General features: G+C 75.2%; 14 protein-coding genes and 1 tRNA gene. 12 read left to right on the top strand and 3 right to left on the bottom strand.

The window, feature by feature from the left end; all coding sequences use genetic code 11:
* The first annotated feature begins 4 nt into the window (after positions 1-4).
* The 4 genes from VG869_07855 to VG869_07840 all read left to right on the top strand — a co-directional run bounded on the left by VG869_07855 (position 5) and on the right by VG869_07840 (position 4288).
* On the top strand, positions 5-787 hold the full coding sequence (locus VG869_07855) for a TatD family hydrolase (GenBank protein HEV3451104.1): 783 nt from the start codon (positions 5-7) through the stop codon (positions 785-787).
* 117 nt (positions 788-904) lie between these two features.
* Positions 905-2512, top strand: a complete 1608-nt coding sequence (locus VG869_07850) for a transglycosylase family protein (GenBank protein HEV3451103.1) — start codon at positions 905-907, stop codon at positions 2510-2512.
* Between the two features lie 31 nt (positions 2513-2543).
* Positions 2544-3377 (top strand): 16S rRNA (adenine(1518)-N(6)/adenine(1519)-N(6))-dimethyltransferase RsmA, encoded by an 834-nt coding sequence (gene rsmA, locus VG869_07845; GenBank protein ID HEV3451102.1) that lies wholly within the window; start codon positions 2544-2546, stop codon positions 3375-3377.
* Positions 3374-4288 carry a 4-(cytidine 5'-diphospho)-2-C-methyl-D-erythritol kinase gene (locus tag VG869_07840; protein ID HEV3451101.1) on the top strand — a complete coding sequence of 305 codons (915 nt, stop codon included), beginning with the start codon at positions 3374-3376 and terminating at the stop codon, positions 4286-4288. The genes rsmA and VG869_07840 overlap by 4 nt, the downstream gene beginning before the upstream one ends.
* A gap of 38 nt (positions 4289-4326) precedes the next feature.
* Here VG869_07840 and VG869_07835 read toward each other — a convergent pair whose 3' ends face one another.
* Positions 4327-4428, bottom strand: coding sequence for an AURKAIP1/COX24 domain-containing protein (locus tag VG869_07835; GenBank protein HEV3451100.1), 102 nt, complete (start codon positions 4426-4428; stop codon positions 4327-4329).
* Positions 4429-4520: 92 nt separating this feature from the next.
* On the opposite strand from VG869_07835, the gene VG869_07830 reads away from it, so the two are divergent.
* The 3 genes from VG869_07830 (at position 4521) to VG869_07820 (ending at position 7052) form a co-directional block, all read left to right on the top strand.
* A tRNA-Gln gene (locus VG869_07830) sits at positions 4521-4591 on the top strand.
* A gap of 29 nt (positions 4592-4620) precedes the next feature.
* Positions 4621-6063 (top strand): bifunctional UDP-N-acetylglucosamine diphosphorylase/glucosamine-1-phosphate N-acetyltransferase GlmU, encoded by a 1443-nt coding sequence (gene glmU, locus VG869_07825; protein ID HEV3451099.1) that lies wholly within the window; start codon positions 4621-4623, stop codon positions 6061-6063.
* Positions 6060-7052, top strand: a complete 993-nt coding sequence (locus tag VG869_07820; protein HEV3451098.1) for a ribose-phosphate diphosphokinase — start codon at positions 6060-6062, stop codon at positions 7050-7052. The genes glmU and VG869_07820 overlap by 4 nt, the downstream gene beginning before the upstream one ends.
* Before the next feature lie 54 nt (positions 7053-7106).
* Here VG869_07820 and VG869_07815 read toward each other — a convergent pair whose 3' ends face one another.
* On the bottom strand, positions 7107-10976 hold the full coding sequence (locus VG869_07815; GenBank protein HEV3451097.1) for an AAA family ATPase: 3870 nt from the start codon (positions 10974-10976) through the stop codon (positions 7107-7109).
* Between the two features lie 205 nt (positions 10977-11181).
* Here VG869_07815 and VG869_07810 point away from each other — a divergent pair, with 205 nt between their 5' ends.
* From VG869_07810 to VG869_07790, 5 genes are all read left to right on the top strand, one after another.
* Positions 11182-13305 carry an NAD(P)-binding protein gene (locus VG869_07810; GenBank protein HEV3451096.1) on the top strand — a complete coding sequence of 708 codons (2124 nt, stop codon included), beginning with the start codon at positions 11182-11184 and terminating at the stop codon, positions 13303-13305.
* Positions 13302-14489, top strand: a complete 1188-nt coding sequence (locus tag VG869_07805) for an oxygenase MpaB family protein (GenBank protein ID HEV3451095.1) — start codon at positions 13302-13304, stop codon at positions 14487-14489. The genes VG869_07810 and VG869_07805 overlap by 4 nt, the downstream gene beginning before the upstream one ends.
* Positions 14490-14576: 87 nt before the next feature.
* Positions 14577-15257 (top strand): 50S ribosomal protein L25, encoded by a 681-nt coding sequence (locus VG869_07800; GenBank protein HEV3451094.1) that lies wholly within the window; start codon positions 14577-14579, stop codon positions 15255-15257.
* A 3-nt stretch (positions 15258-15260) separates the two neighbouring features.
* Entirely contained in the window at positions 15261-15896 is a 636-nt protein-coding gene (pth, locus tag VG869_07795) for an aminoacyl-tRNA hydrolase (GenBank protein HEV3451093.1), read from the top strand.
* A gap of 54 nt (positions 15897-15950) precedes the next feature.
* Positions 15951-16436: an MgtC/SapB family protein gene (locus VG869_07790; protein ID HEV3451092.1), complete on the top strand. Its 486-nt coding sequence runs from the start codon at positions 15951-15953 to the stop codon at positions 16434-16436.
* A 7-nt stretch (positions 16437-16443) separates the two neighbouring features.
* Here the strand turns inward: VG869_07790 and VG869_07785 are convergent, their stop codons facing one another.
* Positions 16444-17697, bottom strand: a complete 1254-nt coding sequence (locus tag VG869_07785) for a DUF2252 domain-containing protein (GenBank protein ID HEV3451091.1) — start codon at positions 17695-17697, stop codon at positions 16444-16446.
* Positions 17698-17766: the final 69 nt, after the last annotated feature.

Raw genomic sequence — 17766 nt, 5'->3', positions numbered from 1 at the left:
CGGGGTGCCCGCCGCCGGCGCGTGGTGGGTCGATTCGCACGCCCACCTCACCACGCTGTCGGGCGGCCCGGACCCGGCCCTCGACCGGGCCCGGGCGGCGGGCGTCGGCGGCGTCGTCTGCGTCGGCACCGACGCCGCCTCGTCGGTGGCTGCGGTCGAGGTCGCCGCCCGTCACCCCGACGTGGTCGCGACCGTCGGCTTGCACCCCCACGACGCCTCCCGCCTCGACCGCGAATGGGACGAGCTCGCCGCGCTCGCCGGCGCCGAGGGGGTGGTCGCGGTGGGGGAGACCGGCCTCGACTTCCACTACCGGCACAGCCCCGCCGACGACCAGGAAGCCGCCTTCCGGCGGCACATCGGCCTCGCGAAGGCGCTCGGGCTCGCGCTCGTTGTGCACAGCCGCGCCGCGTGGGACGACACCTTCCGCGTGCTCGCCGACGAGGGCCCACCGGCGCGGACCGTCCTCCACTGCTTCACCGGCGGGCCGGACGAGGCCCGCCGCGCCCTCGACCTCGGCCTCTGGCTTTCGTTCAGCGGCATCGTCACCTTCGGCAACGCCGGCGAGGTGCGCGCCGCCGCGGCCCGGACGCCGATCGACCGGATCCTGGTCGAGACCGACGCGCCGTTCCTCGCCCCCGTGCCCCACCGGGGCGAGGAGAACGAGCCCGCGTACGTCCCGGTGGTGGGCCGGGGGCTGGCGGCCGCGGTCGGCCACGACGTCGAGACCGTCGCCGCCGCCACGAGGGCGGGGGCGCAGGCGGTCTTCGGCCCCTCGCTGGCGCCCTGAGGGCCGGGATCCGCCCGATTCGTCCCGGTCGGCGGTCGTTGCGAGAGGATGTCGGCTTCGGTACGGTCGCCGGCACGCCTCGAGGATTCCCGGGGTGGGCCGCGGCCGCTCGGCTCGATGGAGGCCTCCCAAATTCGCGACTCCGATCGCAGCACCCGCTGGGGGCGCCGACACCGCGGCGGGCAGCGCCCGTCCAGCGCGCACGTCGCCGAGGTCGTCCGCCCCTCCCCCGCTCGCGCCGAGGCGCCGGAGGCCGACGCCTGGCTGCCGGTCCCCGACGTCGAGGAGCTCCCCGCGGTCGAGGACCTGCTGGTCGGGCCCGCCGACGAGGAGCAGGGCCCGGACGAGATCCCGGTCGGGCCGTCCCCGGCTCGGGCGGAGCCGCACGACGAGACGGCCTGGCTGCCGCTGCCCGACCTCGACGACCTGCCGGCGATCGAGGAGCTCCTCGTCGGCGACGAGGCCGCGGCGCCGCCGGCCCGGGCCCTGACGCCGGTCGCGCCGTCCCCGGCCCGGGCCGAGCCGCACGACGAGACCGCCTGGCTTCCGCTCCCGGAGGTCGAGGACCTCCCCGAGATCACCGAGCTCGTCGACGCCGACCGGGCCACGACGTCAGCGCCGCCGGCGAGACCGCGGGCGGCCCGGCGCCTCCTGGCGCCCGTCTCGCCCCGCCGGGCCCTCGCCGCCGTGCTCGTCGCCGTCACCGTGGCGGCGGCCGCCTACGCGATCCCGAAGGTCTTCAACAACGGCGACCAGGTCAGCCTGCGCGTCGACGGACGGGTGATCTCGGCGCGGAGCGGGCAGGACACCGTCGGCGGCTTCCTGCGGGAGCAGAAGGTCAGCGTCGGCCCCGACGACCGCATCGACCCGAAGGGCACGACGCCGCTCGCGGACGGCATGACCGTCCGGGTGCTGCGGGCCTTCCCCGTCACGGTCGACCTCGACGGCGACGTGCGGGTCCGATACACGGCGTACTCGCTCGCGAGCGACTTCGTCGCCAGCCTGAAGCTGCCGCCCGCGGTCGCGGTCCGGAACGCGCCGGCCCGGCTGCAGGCCGGGGCGACGATCCAGCTGCGCACCCGCCGAGTCGGGACCCTGAACGTCGACGGCCAAGCCGTGAACTACAACCTGCCCGTCCTCACCGTGCGCGAGCTGCTCGACTACTACAAGGTGATCCTCGGCCCGCAGGACTACACGACCCCGGCCGTCGCCACCGTGATCCCGGTCGACAGCCCGTTCGTGAACGTCATCCGCCAGACCCAGGACACCACGTTCCAGATCGTGAACTACAACCTGCCGCAGCAGATCCTGCCCGACCCGAACCTCGACGTCGGGCAGAGCCGCGACGTCGCCGCCGTCACCGGGCAGCTGCGGATCACGTACGAGGTCACGATGGCCAACGGCAACGCGGTGGGCCAGATCCCGGTCTCGCAGGTGCCGGTCGTGATGGCCCAGCCTCCCATCCACTACTTCGGCACCCGGGCCGACCCCCGGTGGGAGGCGATCGCGCGCTGCGAGACCGGCGCGAACTGGTCGATGCAGGGGCCCGAGTTCTCGGGTGGCCTCGGCATCTACAACGGGACCTGGAACGCCTTCGGCGGCGCGCAGTACGGCGGCGACGCCGGGCAGGCCACCCGGGAGCAGCAGATCATCGTGGCGGAGCGGATCCGAGCCCGCTACGGATTCGGCGCCTGGGGCTGCGGCCGCAAGCTTGGCTTCGGGTAAGCCTGCGCCCGCAGCGGGTACGGTCGGCCCCGTGCGGGGATCCAATCCGACCGCTGTCCGCGCCGTTCTGGCCGACCACGCCCTGCGGCCGAGCCGCGCGCTCGGTCAGCACTTCCTCGCCGATCCGAACACGGCGCGACGCATCGTGCGGCTGGCCGAGCTCGAGCCCGGCGCGCGCGTGCTCGAGATCGGACCCGGGCTCGGTTCGCTCACCGTCGCGCTCGCCGACGCGGGCGCGCGCGTGCTGGCCCTCGAGCTCGACCAGCACCTCGTCCCGGTCGTCGAGGAGTCCGTCGCCGGACGCGGCGACGTGACCGTGCGCGTCGGCGACGCGCGAACGTTCGGCCTCGACCTCTTGGACGAGGGACCGTGGTCCTGCGTGTCGAACCTGCCGTACAACGTGGCCACTCCGATCGTCGTGCGCTTGCTCGAGGAGGCGCCGATGGTCACCCGTCTGCTGGTCATGACGCAGCGTGAGGTCGGCGAGCGGCTCGTCGCCGGGCCCGGTCGCCCCGCCTTCGGCGCGGTCTCGGTGAAGGTCGCCTACTACGCCGCGGCCCGGATCGTCGGCTCCGTCCCGCCGACCGTGTTCGTGCCCCCGCCGCGGGTGGAGTCGGTGCTCGTCCGCCTCGACCGGCTCCGGACGCCACCGGTCACGGTGCCCTCGCCGGACCGGATGTTCACGCTGGTGCGGGCGGGGTTCGCGCACCGACGCAAGATGCTGCGGGGGGCCTTGCGCCCGCTGCTCGGCGAGCGCACCGAGGCGGCCCTCGCCGCCGCGGGGATCGCGCCGGCGGCGCGTGCCGAATCGCTCGGCCTCGACGCATGGGCACGACTCACTCGGGAGGTGGAGTCGGCTCGGTGAACGAGCTCACGCAGCGCGGTCGGCTCCGGCGCGTGCGCGCGACCGCGCACGCCAAGCTCACCCTCAGCCTCGCCGTCCACGATCGGCGCCCCGACGGCTATCACAACCTCGAGGCGCTGGCGGTGTCGATCGGTGACCCGCACGACCAGGTCGAGGTGGAGGCGGTCCCGCACCCTGGGGGCGTCAGCCTCGAGGTGGACGGCGCCGTCGAGCACGTCCCCACCGGGCCGAACAACCTCGCCGCCCGCGCCGCCGAGGACCTGCTCATCCACGCCGGGCGCTCCGGGCACGGGGTGCGCATGCGGCTCCTGAAGGGCATCCCCGCCGGAACCGGGCTCGGCGGCGGCTCCGCCGACGCCGCCGCCGCGCTCGCGGCGGTCCGCCGCATGCTCGAGGTCGACGTCGACGACGCCGAGCTGGTCGCGCTGGCGGCCCGGATCGGCTCCGACGTGCCGTTCTGCCTGCGCGGCGGCGCGGCGTGGATGCGGGGACGAGGCGAGGAGCTCGAGCCGGTGACCCTGACCGGGGTGCTGCCGGTGGTGGTCGCGCTGCCGCCGCTCCACGTCGCCACCCCCGACGTCTACGCGGCGTGGGACGAGCTCGGCGGACCCGTCGCGGCCCGGCGGGTGCCGGCACCGGCGGCCGTGTCGGACCTGGTCGACGACCTCGGCAACGACCTCGAGGTCGCGGCCGAGACGGTCGAGCCGCGCCTGGCCGCCTTCCGCGCCGACCTGGAGGAAGCGGCGGGCCGGCCCGCGATCCTTGCCGGCAGCGGGTCCGCCTACGCGGTGCTGCCGGTCGCCGGCACGGCCGCCGACGCGACGAGCCTGGCCCGTCGGGTGGGCCGGCGGATGCGGGTCCCCGTCGCCGGCACCGTGGCCGTCGCCCACGGCGTCCGCCTCTCGGCCTGACGCGACAGGGCCGCCCCGGAGGGCGGCCGAGTCGCCTACTACCGACCCTGCTGGCGACGCTGCCAGCGGGTCTTCTTCAGCAGCTTCTTGTGCTTCTTCTTGCGCATGCGCTTCCGGCGCTTCTTGATCAGCGACCCCATGACAGCGGAGCACGCTACCCGGGGCCCGGCCCGGAAACACGTCACCCACCGCGGCCGGGCGGGAACCCGGCGCTAACGTCAGATCCCGACGTTCGGGGGTGGTGTAACGGCAGCACGGGGTCCTTTGGAGTCCCAAGTCGAGGTTCGAAACCTCGCCCCCGAGCCCCGCCGTCACACGCTTGAATCACAGCCATGGAGGGGGTGACCGAGCTGGGCTACCGACCGCTGGCCGCCGTGGTCCTCGCCGCCGGCGAGGGGACCCGCATGCGGTCGGCCACGCCGAAGGTGCTCCACCCGCTGTGCGGCCGGCCGATGATCCTCCACGTCCTCGACCGGCTGGTGGAGCTGCCGCTGGCCCGGGTCGTGGTCGTGGTCGGGCACGGCGCCGAGCGGGTGACGAAGACGGTCCAGGAGCAGCTGGCGACCGAGACCCCGGTCGAGTTCGTCGAGCAGCGCCGCCAGCGTGGCACGGGCGACGCCGCCAGCGTCGGGCTGGCGGGCTCGGGCTTCGACCTGGACGGCGAGGACGACGTGCTCGTGCTCACGGGGGACACGCCGCTCCTGCGCGCCGAGACGCTGGCGACGCTCGCGACCGAACACCGGCTCACCGACGCCGCCGCGACCGTCCTCACCGCCGAGCTCGACGACCCGTTCGGGTACGGGCGCATCGTGCGCGGCGCCCGCGGGGGCGTCGACCGCATCGTCGAGCAGGGTGACGCCAACGAGGCCGAGCTGGCGATCACCGAGGTGAACTCGTCGATCTACTGCTTCCGGCGCGGGCTCCTGGCGCCCGCGCTGCGCCGCCTCGATCCCGAGAACGTCCAGGGCGAGTACTACCTGACCGACGTGGTGGAGGTGCTCCGCGCCGCCGGGCACCTCGTGGTCGGCGCCCGGGCCGACGACGCCACCGAGATCCTCGGCGTGAACGACCGCGCCCAGCTGGCGGTGGCGGAGAAGGTGCTGCGCCAGCGGATCAACCGGGCCTGGATGAGCGAGGGCGTGTCGATGACGGACCCGGAGCACACCTACGTCGACGCCGCGGTGGAGCTCGAGCCCGAGGTCCGGCTGCTGCCCGGCACGTCGCTCGAGGGGCGCACCGTGGTCGGTGCTCGCTCGGTCGTCGGCCCGAACTGCCGGCTCGTCGACACCATCGTCGGCGAGGGCGTCACGATCGAGCACACCGTCGCCCGTGAGGCCGAGATCGGGGACGGCGTGACGATCGGCCCCTGGGTGTCCTTGCGGCCGGGCACCCGCATCGCCGCCGACGCGCACGTCGGCACGTTCGTCGAGATGAAGAACGCCGACATCGGCGAAGGCGCCAAGGTGCCGCACCTCGCCTACATCGGCGACGCCGAGATCGGTCCGGGCGCCAACATCGGTGCGGGCACGATCACCGCCAACTACGACGGTCGCCAGAAGCACCGGACGAAGATCGGACGCGACGCGCGGATCGGCTCGAACACCGTGCTCGTCGCGCCCGTCGAGGTGGGGGACGGCGCCTACACCGGTGCCGGCGCCATCGTGTCGCACGACGTGCCACCGGGTGCGCTGGCCAAGGGCGTCCCGGCGCGGGTGGAGGAAGGGTGGGTCGAGGCCCGCCGCGGCGACGACGAGGACGAGGAGCCGGGGGCGTGAGCCCGCTCGAGATCGCCCAGAAGAAGCGGCTCATGGTGTTCGCGGGGCGCGGGAACGACGACCTGTCGGTCGAGATCTCGGAGTGCCTCCACGTCCCCCTCGGAGCCGTCGTGCTCTCGAGCTTCGCCAACGGCGAGCTCTACTGCCGGTTCGGCGAGAGCATCCGGGGGACCGACTGCTTCATCATCCAGAGCCATTGCGACCCGATCAACGACCGCATCATCGAGCAGCTGATCATGGTCGACGCCGCCAAGCGGGCCTCGGCGAAGCGGATCACCGCGGTCTGCCCGTTCTACGCCTACGCCCGGCAGGACCGGAAGGCCGAGGGCCGTGAGCCGATCTCGGCCCGGCTCCTCGCCGACCTGCTGACCGTGGCCGGCTGCGACCGGGTCGTCACCGTCGACCTGCACACGGGCCAGATCCAGGGGTTCTTCGACATGCCGGTCGACCACCTCACCGCGGTCCCCCTCCTCGCCGAGCACCTCGCCGGCTTCATCCCGCGCGACGTCACCGTCGTGTCCCCGGACGCCGGCGGCGGCAAGCTGGCCCACCGCTTCGTGAACCAGTTCGTCGAACGGGGGATCGAGGCCGAGATCGCCTTCATCGACAAGCGCCGACCGAAGGGCACGCACAACGTGGCCGTGGCGTTCGAGGTGATCGGGGAGGTCGCCGGGCGCTCGTGCGTGCTCGTCGACGACATGATCGACACCGCCGGGACGATCACCTCGGCGGCCGATCTCCTCCACGCCCGCGGCGCCCGCGAGGTGATCGTCGCCAGCACCCACGGCGTCCTGTCGGGACCGGCCGTCGACCGGCTCAAGAACGCGCCGATCCGCGAGGTGGTGATCACGAACACGGTGCCGGTGCCGGCGGAGAAGCGCTGGGACGCGCTCACCGTGCTGTCGGTGGCGCCGATCATCGCCGAGGCCATCGACGCCGTGTTCGAGGACTCGAGCGTCAGCGAGATCTTCCGCGGCGACAACGTCTGAATCGGCGCGCCGAGCCGGAGCCCGGGCCGGGGGCCGTCGGGCCGCGCCCTCGGGTCAGGCTCCGGTCGTCCCGGAGCGGCGCCGGGGCTTCGGGTCGTCGAGCAGCGCCTGCGCTCGCCGCTCGATGCCGCCGTAGCCGCGAGCGCGGGCGAGCTCGACCGCCTCGCGCAGCGCCGCACCGGCCTGGGCCTCGTCGTCGCCGCCCCGCCGGGCCAGGCGCGTCGCGCTCCACTCCGCGAGGACGTCGGCGACGAGGAAGGGCGCCTCGATCTGTCGGGAGGTCGCGAGCGCCCGAGCGAAGTGGGCGTCGGCGTCGTCGAGGCGGCCTTGGACCGAGGCGAGCAGGCCGAGCGCCTCGGTCACCGGCCCGAAGACGGTGGTGCCGGTCCAGGCCACGAGGTCGGCGTACGGCGCCAGCTCGTCCTCGAGCACGGCCGCCGGCGCCGGCGGGCCGAGCCGCCCGACGACACCGGCCCAGAGGAACATGGTGGACAGCCACACCGAGTCCCGCGGCACCGGGAACCCGTCGGCCGCGGCCACGTCGATCAGCGCCGCGGCCTCGGCCCGCCGGCCGGTCTCGAAGAGCGCTCGGGCCATGGCCGCCTCCACGCCGCCGTGGGTTCGCCCGTCGGGCGGCAGGCGGCGGGCGGCGTCGAGGAGGTCCTGGAAGCGACCGCGGTGCGCGAGGACGGCGGCGGCCATGGTCATGGCGATCGTCAGCGCGTCGGGCTGACCCGCCTCGGTGCCGACCGTGAGGGCCACCTGCGCGGCCCGCTCGGCGGCGTCGAGGTCGCCGGCGAGCAGCTGGCGGTAGCTCTCCTGCCAGCTCACCATCCAGCGGAACACGGGGTCACCGATCTCGGCCGCCAGCCGCGCCTTCTCCGCCAGGCAGGCGTCGAAGGCGGCGAGGTCTGCCCGCTCGATGGCGGTGTCGGCGGCGCGGCTGATCGCCCAGAAGGCGCCCCCCGGGTCGCCGAGCGCTTCCGCGATGGCCCGGGCTTCGGCGGCCAGGTCGGCGCGCTCCTGCACGGTGTCGGGGTGTCGGATCGCGCCGCACCGAGCGGTGAGCACCTCGACGAGGGTGCCAGGATCACCGACCCGGCGGGCGACGGCCAACGCCTCGTCGGTGTAGGCGCGCCGCCGGGCCGGGTCGCCGAACTCGAACTCGCGGGCCAGGCCGGCGAGGAGGCGAGCCCGCTCCCGGCTGTCGTCGTCCCCCACCGCGGCGAGCGCCGCGTCGAGGACGGCGACCCGGGCCTCGTCGACGTCGGAGAGCGCCAGCGCGAACCCGCGGGTGTTCGCGAGCGCGGCCGCGACCAGGGTCCCTCGGTCGCCGACGGCGCGTGCGCGCTCGGCGGCGTCGAGCAGGGTCTGGCGGAAGCCCGCGTCGCCGGTGCGGCGCTGCGCCGTGCCGACCTCCGCGAGGAGCGCCGCCCGCAGCTTCGGGTCGGGATCACGCTGCTCGTCGAGCAGGCGGCCCGCCTGCTCGAACCACCGCAGCGCGGCGTCGGGAGCGAGGGCAGCCAGCGCCTGCTGGCCGGCCGAGCGCGCGTAGCGCACCGCCCGCTCGAGGTCTCGCGGCACCGCCGCGGCCCAATGGCGAGCCAGCTCGCTCGCCGGCGCCTCGTCACCGGCCTCGAGGGTCTCGGCGACGCGTCGGTGGTGCCGGCCCCGCTGCGCCGTCCGCAGGCTGTGGTAGAGGGTGTGACCGATCAGGGCGTGGGAGAAGGTGAACTCGTCGTACCCGGCCGGCACGACGAGCGCCGCCCGCTCGGCGATCTCGAGCCGGTCGAGCAGGTCATCGATGCTGGCGTCGAGCGCGCCGGCGAGGGTCTCGAGCCCGAACCGCTCGCCGATCACCGCCGCGGTGCGCAGCATGCCCTCGACGTCGGGGCCGAGGCGAGCGACGCGCTGCGCCACGACCTCCCGCACGCTGTCGGGGAGCCCGGCCGCGGTCGTGAGGTCACCGGTCTGCCAGCGTCCCCGCTCGTCCGGGTTCAGGGCGCCGGTCTCGACCAGGTGGCGCAGCACCTCGACCGCGAAGAAGGGATTGCCCCGCGTCTCCTGGCGGAGGCTCTCGGCGAAGGCGGCGTCGGTGGCGTCGAGGTCGTGCCCGGCGATGCCGGCGACCAGCGCGACCGTGTCGCCCCGGTCGAGCCCGGTGAGGGTCAGGCGGTGCACCGCCGGCTCTCGTCGCAGGTTGGCGAGCGCGTTGCCGAGTGGCGCCCCTTCGATCACCTCGGTGTCCCGGTAGGTGCCGATGATGAGGAGGCGGCCCCGACCGTGCGACACCACGTGCTGGACGAGCTGGAGCGTCGGCCGGTCGGCCCAGTGCAGGTCGTCGAGGACGAGGACCACGAGGGCCTCCGCGGTCAGCGCGACGAGCAGCGACGTCACCCCGTTGAAGAGGACGTAGCGCTGCGTCTCCGGGTCGCCGGCGGCCGGCGGGGACACCGACCGGCGCTCGGCGACGGCGGGCACGAGCCGGCCCAGCTCGGCGAGCCCGCCGGGCGCCAGCCCGTCGAGCATGCCGGCGCCGCCGGCGACCACGAGATGGTCGAGCGCCTCGACCCACGGCTCGTACGGCCCCCCGGCCTCCTCGGCGCACCGCCCGTACAGGACGAGGGCCGACTGCTGCTCGGCCTCGAGGGCGAGCTGGGCGACGAGGGCGGTCTTCCCGACGCCGGCCTCCCCGCCGAGGAGGACGACCTGGGGCTCCCCGGCGTCGGCGCGCGCGAGCAGCTCCGCGAGCCGGGCCCGCTCCGCGTCTCGGCCCACGAAGGGCCCGCGGGCGACGGCGGCGAGCCGGTCCGGCGTCGTGAGCGTCGCCGCGTCGAGGCCGACGGCGGCTTCCGTCCTCGTCCCTGCGCTCCGGCGGTCGAGGAGCAGGTAGACGCGCTCGGGCCGCTGCCGGTCCCGCAGCGTGCGCGCCCCGTACTCGACGAGCTCGGCCGGATCGGGCAGCTCGTCGACGATCAGGTCCGCGGTCGCGCGGCTCGTGAGGATCTGACCGGGGAGCGCCAGGGCCCGCAGGCGGACCGCCCGGTTCACCGCGTGCCCGTAGTACTCGCCGTCGCGCTCCACGGCCTCGCCGGTGTGCAGGGCGAGCCGCAGGACGGCGACACCCGCGTGCGCGTCGAGCGCGGCCGCGGCTGCGTCGGTAGCCCGCTTGAACACGCCGAAGGCGGTGTCGTCGCGAGGCGACACGACCGTCCCGTCGTGCGCCTCGACCGCGCTCCGCACCACCGCCTCGTAGTCGACCTCGCTCCCCCTCGGCGCGTCGTCGCCGTCGCCGGTCGGTCCGGCGTCGGCGAGCAGGAACGTCACGACTCCGGCCGGCAGGGGGCTCGTGATCCGCAGCGGCGGGAAGTCGCGCCGCAGCCCGGGCGCGACGAGCTGGAAGACGCGCTCGCGGCGGGTGAGGTCCCGCAGCCCGTGCTCGCCGAGGTCGACGAGCGCGCAGGCCTTCGGCAGCGTCCCCGCGGCCAGCTCCGCGGTCGCCAGCGACACCACGACCTGCTCGCCGTGGGCGGCCGCCATCAGCCGCGCGGCGCGGTTCAGCGCCGGCCCGTAGTAATCGCGGTCCCGGTACTCGGCGTCCCCGGTGTGGATCCCCATGCGCACCCGCAGCGGCCCGGTCGCGCCCCAGGGCTCGGCGAGCAGGCACCGCTGCGCCCGCAGCGCCCCGTCGAGCGCGTCGCGGGCGGTTCGGAACGCCGCGTGCACGCCGTCGCCCGTCGTCTTCACCAGGTGGCCGCCGGCGGCCAGGACCGACTGGCGGAGGATCTCGTCGTGGCGCGCCAGCGCGTCGCGCATGGCGTCGGGGTGCTGCTCCCAGAGGCGGGTCGAGCCCTCGAGGTCGGTGAAGAGGAACGTGATCGTCCCGAGCGGCACCGCGGTCGAGTTCGTCGTGCTGTGGCTCATGGGCCCGCCCCAACGGATGGGTGACCCGAGGCTACCGCGGGCGCGCCACGCGCTTCTCGAGCACCGCCATGCACTCGCCGGCTCAGGCGGCCGCGGACGTCGCGCGCGGGCCGGCGCTCGCGTTGCGCGCGCGTCAACGTGGCGCCCCGGCAGCCGGCGAACACGCCGGAGTACGATTCGCGGAGCGAGTCGGGGGGGGCCGGTCGTGGCGGCGTCGGAGCGGGTGCGCGTGGCGATCCTCGGCGGCGGGGTGGCCGGGCTGGCCACCGCGTTCGAGCTCACGAGCACGCCCGAGCTGCGGGCTCGCCACGCGGTGACCGTCTACCAGCACGGGTGGCGGCTCGGCGGCAAGTGCGCGAGCGGCCGGAACCTGGCGCAGGGGTCGCGCATCGAGGAGCACGGGCTCCACATGTGGTTCGGCCAGTACGAGAACGCCTTCGCCCTCATGCGCGCCTGCTACGCCGAGCTCGGCCGGCCTCCGGGCGCCCGCCTGGCCACGGTCGAGGAGGCCTTCCAGCCCCGGGGCGAGGGCGTCCTCTGGGACGACTACGGGGGCACGTGGGTTCCGTACCGGCTGCTGTTCCCGCCCAACGACCGCGTCCCGGGCGACGGCACCCCGATCCCCGACTTCTGGGAGATGGCCATGCGGGCGGTGACGCTCGGCTGGGACCAGTGGCTCGAGCGCCGCCGCGAGGCCGTCGAGGAGCGACACACCGCGCTCCCGGACTGGGCCCGCCGCGTCGCCGACGAGGTCGGCGTCGCGGTCGAGCACGCGACCCATGCCGCCGAGGAGGTGATGCTGTTGATCGCGCGGGAGCTGTGCCGGGTGCGGATCGCGCACCCGCACCTGCCCCGGGAGGCCGCGCACCGGCACGCGCTCCTGCTGCTCCTCGACGGGTTCCGCTCTTGGGTGTGGCGCCACGCCGTCGCCCCCCACCTCGACGACGACCGCCTGCGGCAGTGGTTCACCCAGCTCGACCTGGCGACGACGCTGATGATCGGGATCGTCGAGGACGACGTCCACGAGCGCGGCTTCGACCCGCTGAACGGCATCGAGCTTCGGGCCTGGCTGCGCGACCACGGGGCCCAAGAGGTGACGCTGGCGAGCCCGTTCGTGCGCGCCTGCTACTGCGGCGGCTTCGCCTTCCTCGACGGCGAAACCGCCACGCCGAACCTCGCCGCCGGCGTCGGGGCCTTGTGGACCGTCCGGCAGCTGCTCGGCTACAAGGGCGCGCTGTCCTGGCGGATGATGGCCGGCATGGGCGACGCGGTCGTCGCGCCGCTCTACGAGGTGCTGCGCCGGCGCGGCGTGCGCTTCGAGCTCTTCCACCGCGTCACCGGCCTCAGCCCCTCCGCCAACGGGGCCCGCATCGGCACCGTGAGCCTCGTCCGGCAGGCCCGGCCGGTCGGCGCGCGGTACGACCCGCTCGTGGACGTCGACGGTCTCCCGTGCTGGCCCACCGAGCCCCGCTGGGACCAGCTCGAGGACGGCGCCGCGCTCGCCGCCGCCGGTGTCGACTTCGAGACCGACGACGGTCCGGCGCCCGAGCCGCGGCGCCTGGAGGACGGCGTCGACTACGACCGCGTCGTGCTCGCCATCTCGGTCGCGGCGCTGCCGCCGCTGTGCGCGGACCTGCTCGCCGACACCCGCCGGCCGCGCTTCGCGGCGATGGTCCGCCACGCCGCCACGGTCATGACCCAGTCCTTCCAGGTGTGGATGCGCGTCCCCCTCTCCGCACTCGGATGGTCGCTCGGCCCGTACATCTCCTCCACCTACGTCGAGCCCCTCGACACCTACTGCGACATGAGCCACCTCCTCCCCGTCGAGGACTGGCCCCGGGGCGCCGAGGCCGCCAGCATCGGCTACTTCTGCGGCGTCCTCGCCGACCGGCCCGGTGACACGCCGGCGGTCACCACGGCTCGGGCCCGCGACGCTGCGATCGAGTTCCTCCGGGACGCGAGCGGCGTGCTGTGGCCGGACGCGCACCGGGGCTCGGGCTTCGACTGGAGCCTGCTCGTCGCGCCCGACGGCGCGCGCGGCGAGGACCGCTTCGAGGCCCAGTTCTGGCGCGCGAACTTCGCGCCGAGCGAGCGCTACGTGCTGAGCCCGGCCGGCAGCCTCCAGTACCGCCTCGCCCCCGGGGACAGCGAGTGGGAGAACCTGGTCTTCGCGGGCGATTGGACCCACACCGGCCTCGACCTCGGCTGCGTCGAAGCGACCGTCATGTCGGGCATGCAGGCCTCCCGTGCCCTCTGCGGCGCGCCCGCCACCGTCGCCGGCGAGGGCCACGCCTGGCTGTCCGGCGAGCGCGTGATCGCCCCGGCGTGACGATCACCGCGGCGCAACTGGACCAGCTCAGCATCGAGGGCGACCGGCCCGCCGACGCGGTCATCGAGCAGCACGCCGCCCAGCACCCCGACGTCACGCCGTGGCACCTCGTCGCCGCCATCGGCCGGCACCCCGGTGCCGGCACGGCGCCACAGCCGTCGGTCATCGACGCCTACCTCGCCGAGGAGCCACCCCTGCCCTCGTGGCGCGACCCGGCCCAGCTGGCGCGTGCGGCCGCTTTCTTCGAGCTGCAGGGGATCGAGATCGGCTCGACCCTCTTCTGCGCCTCGCTCCCGGAGGCCTACGCGGGCGCGCGGGGGGCGCGGGTCCTGACGCTCACCGCCCAGCTCGTCACCGATCCCGTGCGCCGCGTCTACGAGACGGCGCAGATGATCATCGACGCGATGAGCCCGGAGGGCCTCGACGTCGGGACGGACGGGTACCGGGCCATCCGCCGGGTCCGGCTCATGCACGCCGCGGTCCGGTACCTGATCCTCCACGGCCCGGGCGTCGAGCGAACCCGCGACGCCGCCCTGGCCTACGGCAAGGGTCCGCGGCCGCCCCGCCGCTGGTACGTGCCGGGCGGCACCCCCTTGAACCAGGAGGACCTCCTGGGCACGCTCTTGAGCTTCACCACCGCGGTGTTCGACGCGCTCGAGCTCCAAGGCGTCGGGTGCGACCGGGCCGACGCCGAGGCGTACCTGCACCGGTGGTGCGTCGTCGGCGAGCTGCTCGGGATCCGGTCCGATCTGCTCCCCCTCGGCCTCGACGAGGCCCGCGCCCTCGAGGCCCTGATCCGCGGACGACAGCAGCGCCCGAGCCTCGACGCCCCGTACCTCGCTGCGGCCCTCGTCGGCGCCCTCCAGCGCAGCATCCGGCTGCCCGGGATGCGCAGCCTCCCGGTCTCGCTGATCCGCTACTACTGCGGAGACACCGTCGCCGGCATCAACGGGATCCGCCGCGGCGGCTGGACCGCGCTCCTCCTCGGCCCCCTGCGGCGCGCCTTCCACCTGTTCAACCGCGTCGAGCAGCACCACCGACTGGTCGCGGACCTGACCCGCCACCTCACCGCCTCGTTCCTGCACGGCTTCGAGGCCCAGGACCGGGGCGGCCGCCCCCCGTTCCAGATCCCCGACCGTCTCCACGAGCAGGTCCGCCACGCCGAGCGGCGCTGGCGCCTTTGACCCGCCGCCCGCCGCCGGGCGCGCTTGGCCCGACGGCGACGAGCCGAGCACAATGGACGGTTCCCAAGTCGAAAGGCGAGTCCGGCCATGGCCGAGGAAGCCACCCTCACCGCCGAGCCCCGAGCCGAGCGCGGCTCCCGGCCCGCCGGTCGGCTCCGGCGCGCCGGGCTCGTCCCCGCCGTCGTCTACGGCCTCGGCAGCGACACCGTGGCGGTGACGGTCCCCTCCCGCGAGCTCACCCACATCCTCGCCCACGGGGCCAACACCCTGATCCGGCTGCGACTCGACGGCGACGACCAGCTGACCCTGGCCCGGCAGGTGCAGCGTCATCCGACCCGAGGCGACCTCGTGCACGTCGACTTCATCCGGGTCCGCACCGACGTGGCCGTGACCGCCGAGGTGCCGGTCCACCTCGTCGGCGAGCCGGAGGGCGTGCGGAACGGCGGCCTGCTCGAGCAGCTCGTCTTCGGCCTCCCGATCGAGGCCCGCCCGCAGGACATCCCCGCCTCCATCGAGACCGACGTGTCCGCCCTCGAGATCGGCGACCAGGTGCGGCTCAGCGACCTCGCGGTGCCCGCCGGGGCGCGCCCCACCATCGAGCCCGACACGCTCATCGCGCAGGTCGTCGCGCCGCGTGTCACCGCCGCCGAGGAGGCGGAGGCCGAGGCCGAGGCGGCCGAGGCCGAGGCCGCCGAGGGCGAGGCCGGCGAGGCCGGCGAGGCCGCCGGCGAGGGCCCCGCGGCCAGCGACGAGGGCGGCGGGGAGTAGCCGGTGCTGCGGCGGCGGGGGACACCGCCGGCGCGCACCGGGACGCCCGCCGACCTCCTCGTGGTCGGCCTGGGGAACCCGGGCGCCGAATACGCGCGCACCCGCCACAACGTGGGCGCCGAGGTGGTCGAGATCCTCGCCCGCCGTCACGGCGGGCGCCTCCGGGCCGGCAAGGAGCGGGCCCGCGCCGACGAGGTGCGCATCGGCGACGCCCGGGTGGCGCTGGCGGTCCCCGAGCAGTGGATGAACGACTCGGGGGACGCCGTGCGCCGGCTCGTCCGCCGCTACGGCGTCGAGCCGGAGGCCCTCGTCGTCGTGCACGACGAGCTCGACCTGCCCGCGGCGGCTCTCCGGGTGAAGGTCGGCGGCGGGCTCGCCGGCCACAACGGGCTGCGCTCGATCAAGGAGCACCTCCACAGCGACGGCTTCGTGCGCGTGCGGATCGGCGTCAGCAAGCCGTCGTCGAAGGAGCGGGGTGCCGACCACGTCCTCTCGCGATTCTCGAAGCGGGAGCGGGCCGAGGTCGACGTCACCCTCGAGCAGGCCGCCGACGCCGTCGAGGTCATCGCCACCGACGGCGTCGCCGCGGCGATGAACCGGTTCAACGGCACGAGCGGGCAGGCCGACCCGGCGCCCTGAGCCGGGCGCGCGAGGGTCCCGGACGGGCGCCGCCGGCTCCGACACCATGGCGCCGTGCCGAGCGAGCTGGAGCTGATCGGCCGCGTGGCCCTGGCCTTCGGGCTCAGCTTCGCGATCGGCTTCGAGCGCGAGCTGCGCCGCGGGCCGGCCGGGGACCGCACCTACGCCCTCATCGGCACCGCCGCCGCGGCGATCTCGACCATCGCGGTCAGCAAGAGCGCCGGCAACGCCATCGCCGGCGTGGTGACCGGGGTCGGCTTCATCGGCGCCGCGCTCGTGTTCCGCCAGGCCGCCGGCACCCTGCGCGGGATCACGAGCGCGGCCGCGGTGCTCGCGACCACCTCGATCGGCGTCGTCGCCGGCGCCGGTTACCCGCTCCTCGCCCTCGCCACCGCCGGCATCGTCCTCTTTCTCCTCGAGCTGCGGTTCCTGCCCGGGCTGAGCATGCTCGACGCCCGCCGGTACCGCGGCTCGCTGGCCGGAGACGACGACCCGCCGCGCCCCGGCCGCCGCGACCGCCGCCGCGCCGCCGGGGCGTGACCGGCCCTCAGACCCCGGCGACCTCGATGCGACCGTCGCGGACGGCCTCGGCGAGGGCGGCGTGGTCGCGGGCGGTCTGGTCGGCGTACGCGACCGCGAACCGGCGGACGGCCCGGTCGAAGTTCCGCGCCCGACCCAGGTAGCCGGCGATCGCCGCCGCCGGCCCGCCGCGGGCGTGGGCGCGGGCCAGCGTCCAGCCGCAGAGCGTCAGGTAGTCGCGTAGGGCGCGGGCGCGCATCCGAGCGAAGTTGACGGACCCCTTCTCGTCGCGCAGCTGTCGGACGTAGTAGTCGTCGCCGCCGGCGTGGGCCCACCCGAGGAGGATGTCGCTGTCGGCCTGCATGATCCGCTGCCCGGCCACGACCCGCCGGCCCTCGCCCCCGGAGACGGGGCCGGCGCCGCCGACGGCGAGCACGGACGGCGAGGCCTCCTTGACCTGGAGGAAGAGCGGCTCGCCGACGTCGCTCTCGAGCAACGCCACGAAGCAGCGGGTGCCGACGCTGCCTACCCCGACGGCCTTGAGCGCGAAGTCCCGGAGCTCGAAGCGCTCGAGGAGCAGACGCCGGTCGTCGCTGAGGCTGTGCCGGTAGGTGTCGAAGAGGCGGCGCAGCGTCTCGGCGTGCTCGCCGACACCGTCGTGGGACACGACCGGCGGGTGGTCGACGATGCGCCAGTCGCCATCGCCGGACAGCTCGGCGAGCGCCGGCAGCGCCGTCGCCGACGTGCGGCCGCGCGCCTTGCGGAACAGCGCCCTGAGGTCGGTGCGGGCGTGGCCGGCCCGCAGTCGAGCCGTCGCGGTCACGTCCACCCGCGCGTACCAGGTGTCGAGCGCCGTCATCGAGGCGAAGTGCTGGATCGCCCGCCGGTAGGCGCGGACCCCGGTCTCGGCCGCGGCCCGACACGTCGGCTCGGTCATCCCCGCGTCGCGGCCGGCCACGACGGCGCTGGCCGCGAGCCGCTTGACGTCCCACTCCCACGGGCCCGGGAGGGTCTCGTCGAAGTCCGTGACGTCGAACAGCAGGTCGCGCTCGGGGGAGGCGAAGACGCCGAAGTTGCCGACGTGGGCGTCCCCGCACGCCTGCACCGTGATCCCGGTGGTCGGCGTCTCGGCGAGGTCGTGCGCCATCACCACCGCCGCGCCGCGCAAGAACCCGAAGGGCGACGCCAGCATCCGAGCCCACCGGACCGGGACGAGCTGCGGGAGCCGGGTCCGGTTCTGCGCCGAGAGCAGGGTCAGCGGGTCGGGCCGCCCCGCCGGCACCCGCCACTCGCCGTGCGCCGAGCGAGGCAGGGTCGCTCGTCGGGCCCGTCCGGACGCCCGTTGGGCGGA

The sequence above is a fragment of the Acidimicrobiia bacterium genome, from assembly GCA_035948415.1.
GTDB lineage: Bacteria > Actinomycetota > Acidimicrobiia > IMCC26256 > PALSA-555 > PALSA-555.
The sequence above is the reverse complement of the archived record's forward strand: the minus strand, read 5'-3'. Positions and strand labels throughout refer to the sequence as shown.

Bases quoted from the DNA above. Each gene is read 5' to 3' on its own strand.
- VG869_07800 (HEV3451094.1), top strand. From the start codon at position 14,577: ATGGCCGAGGAAGCCACCCTCACCGCCGAGCCCCGAGCCGAGCGCGGC.
- VG869_07835 (HEV3451100.1), bottom strand. From the start codon at position 4,428: ATGGGGTCGCTGATCAAGAAGCGCCGGAAGCGCATGCGCAAGAAGAAG.
- glmU (HEV3451099.1), top strand. From the start codon at position 4,621: ATGGAGGGGGTGACCGAGCTGGGCTACCGACCGCTGGCCGCCGTGGTC.
- VG869_07815 (HEV3451097.1), bottom strand. From the start codon at position 10,976: ATGAGCCACAGCACGACGAACTCGACCGCGGTGCCGCTCGGGACGATC.
- VG869_07850 (HEV3451103.1), top strand. From the start codon at position 905: ATGGAGGCCTCCCAAATTCGCGACTCCGATCGCAGCACCCGCTGGGGG.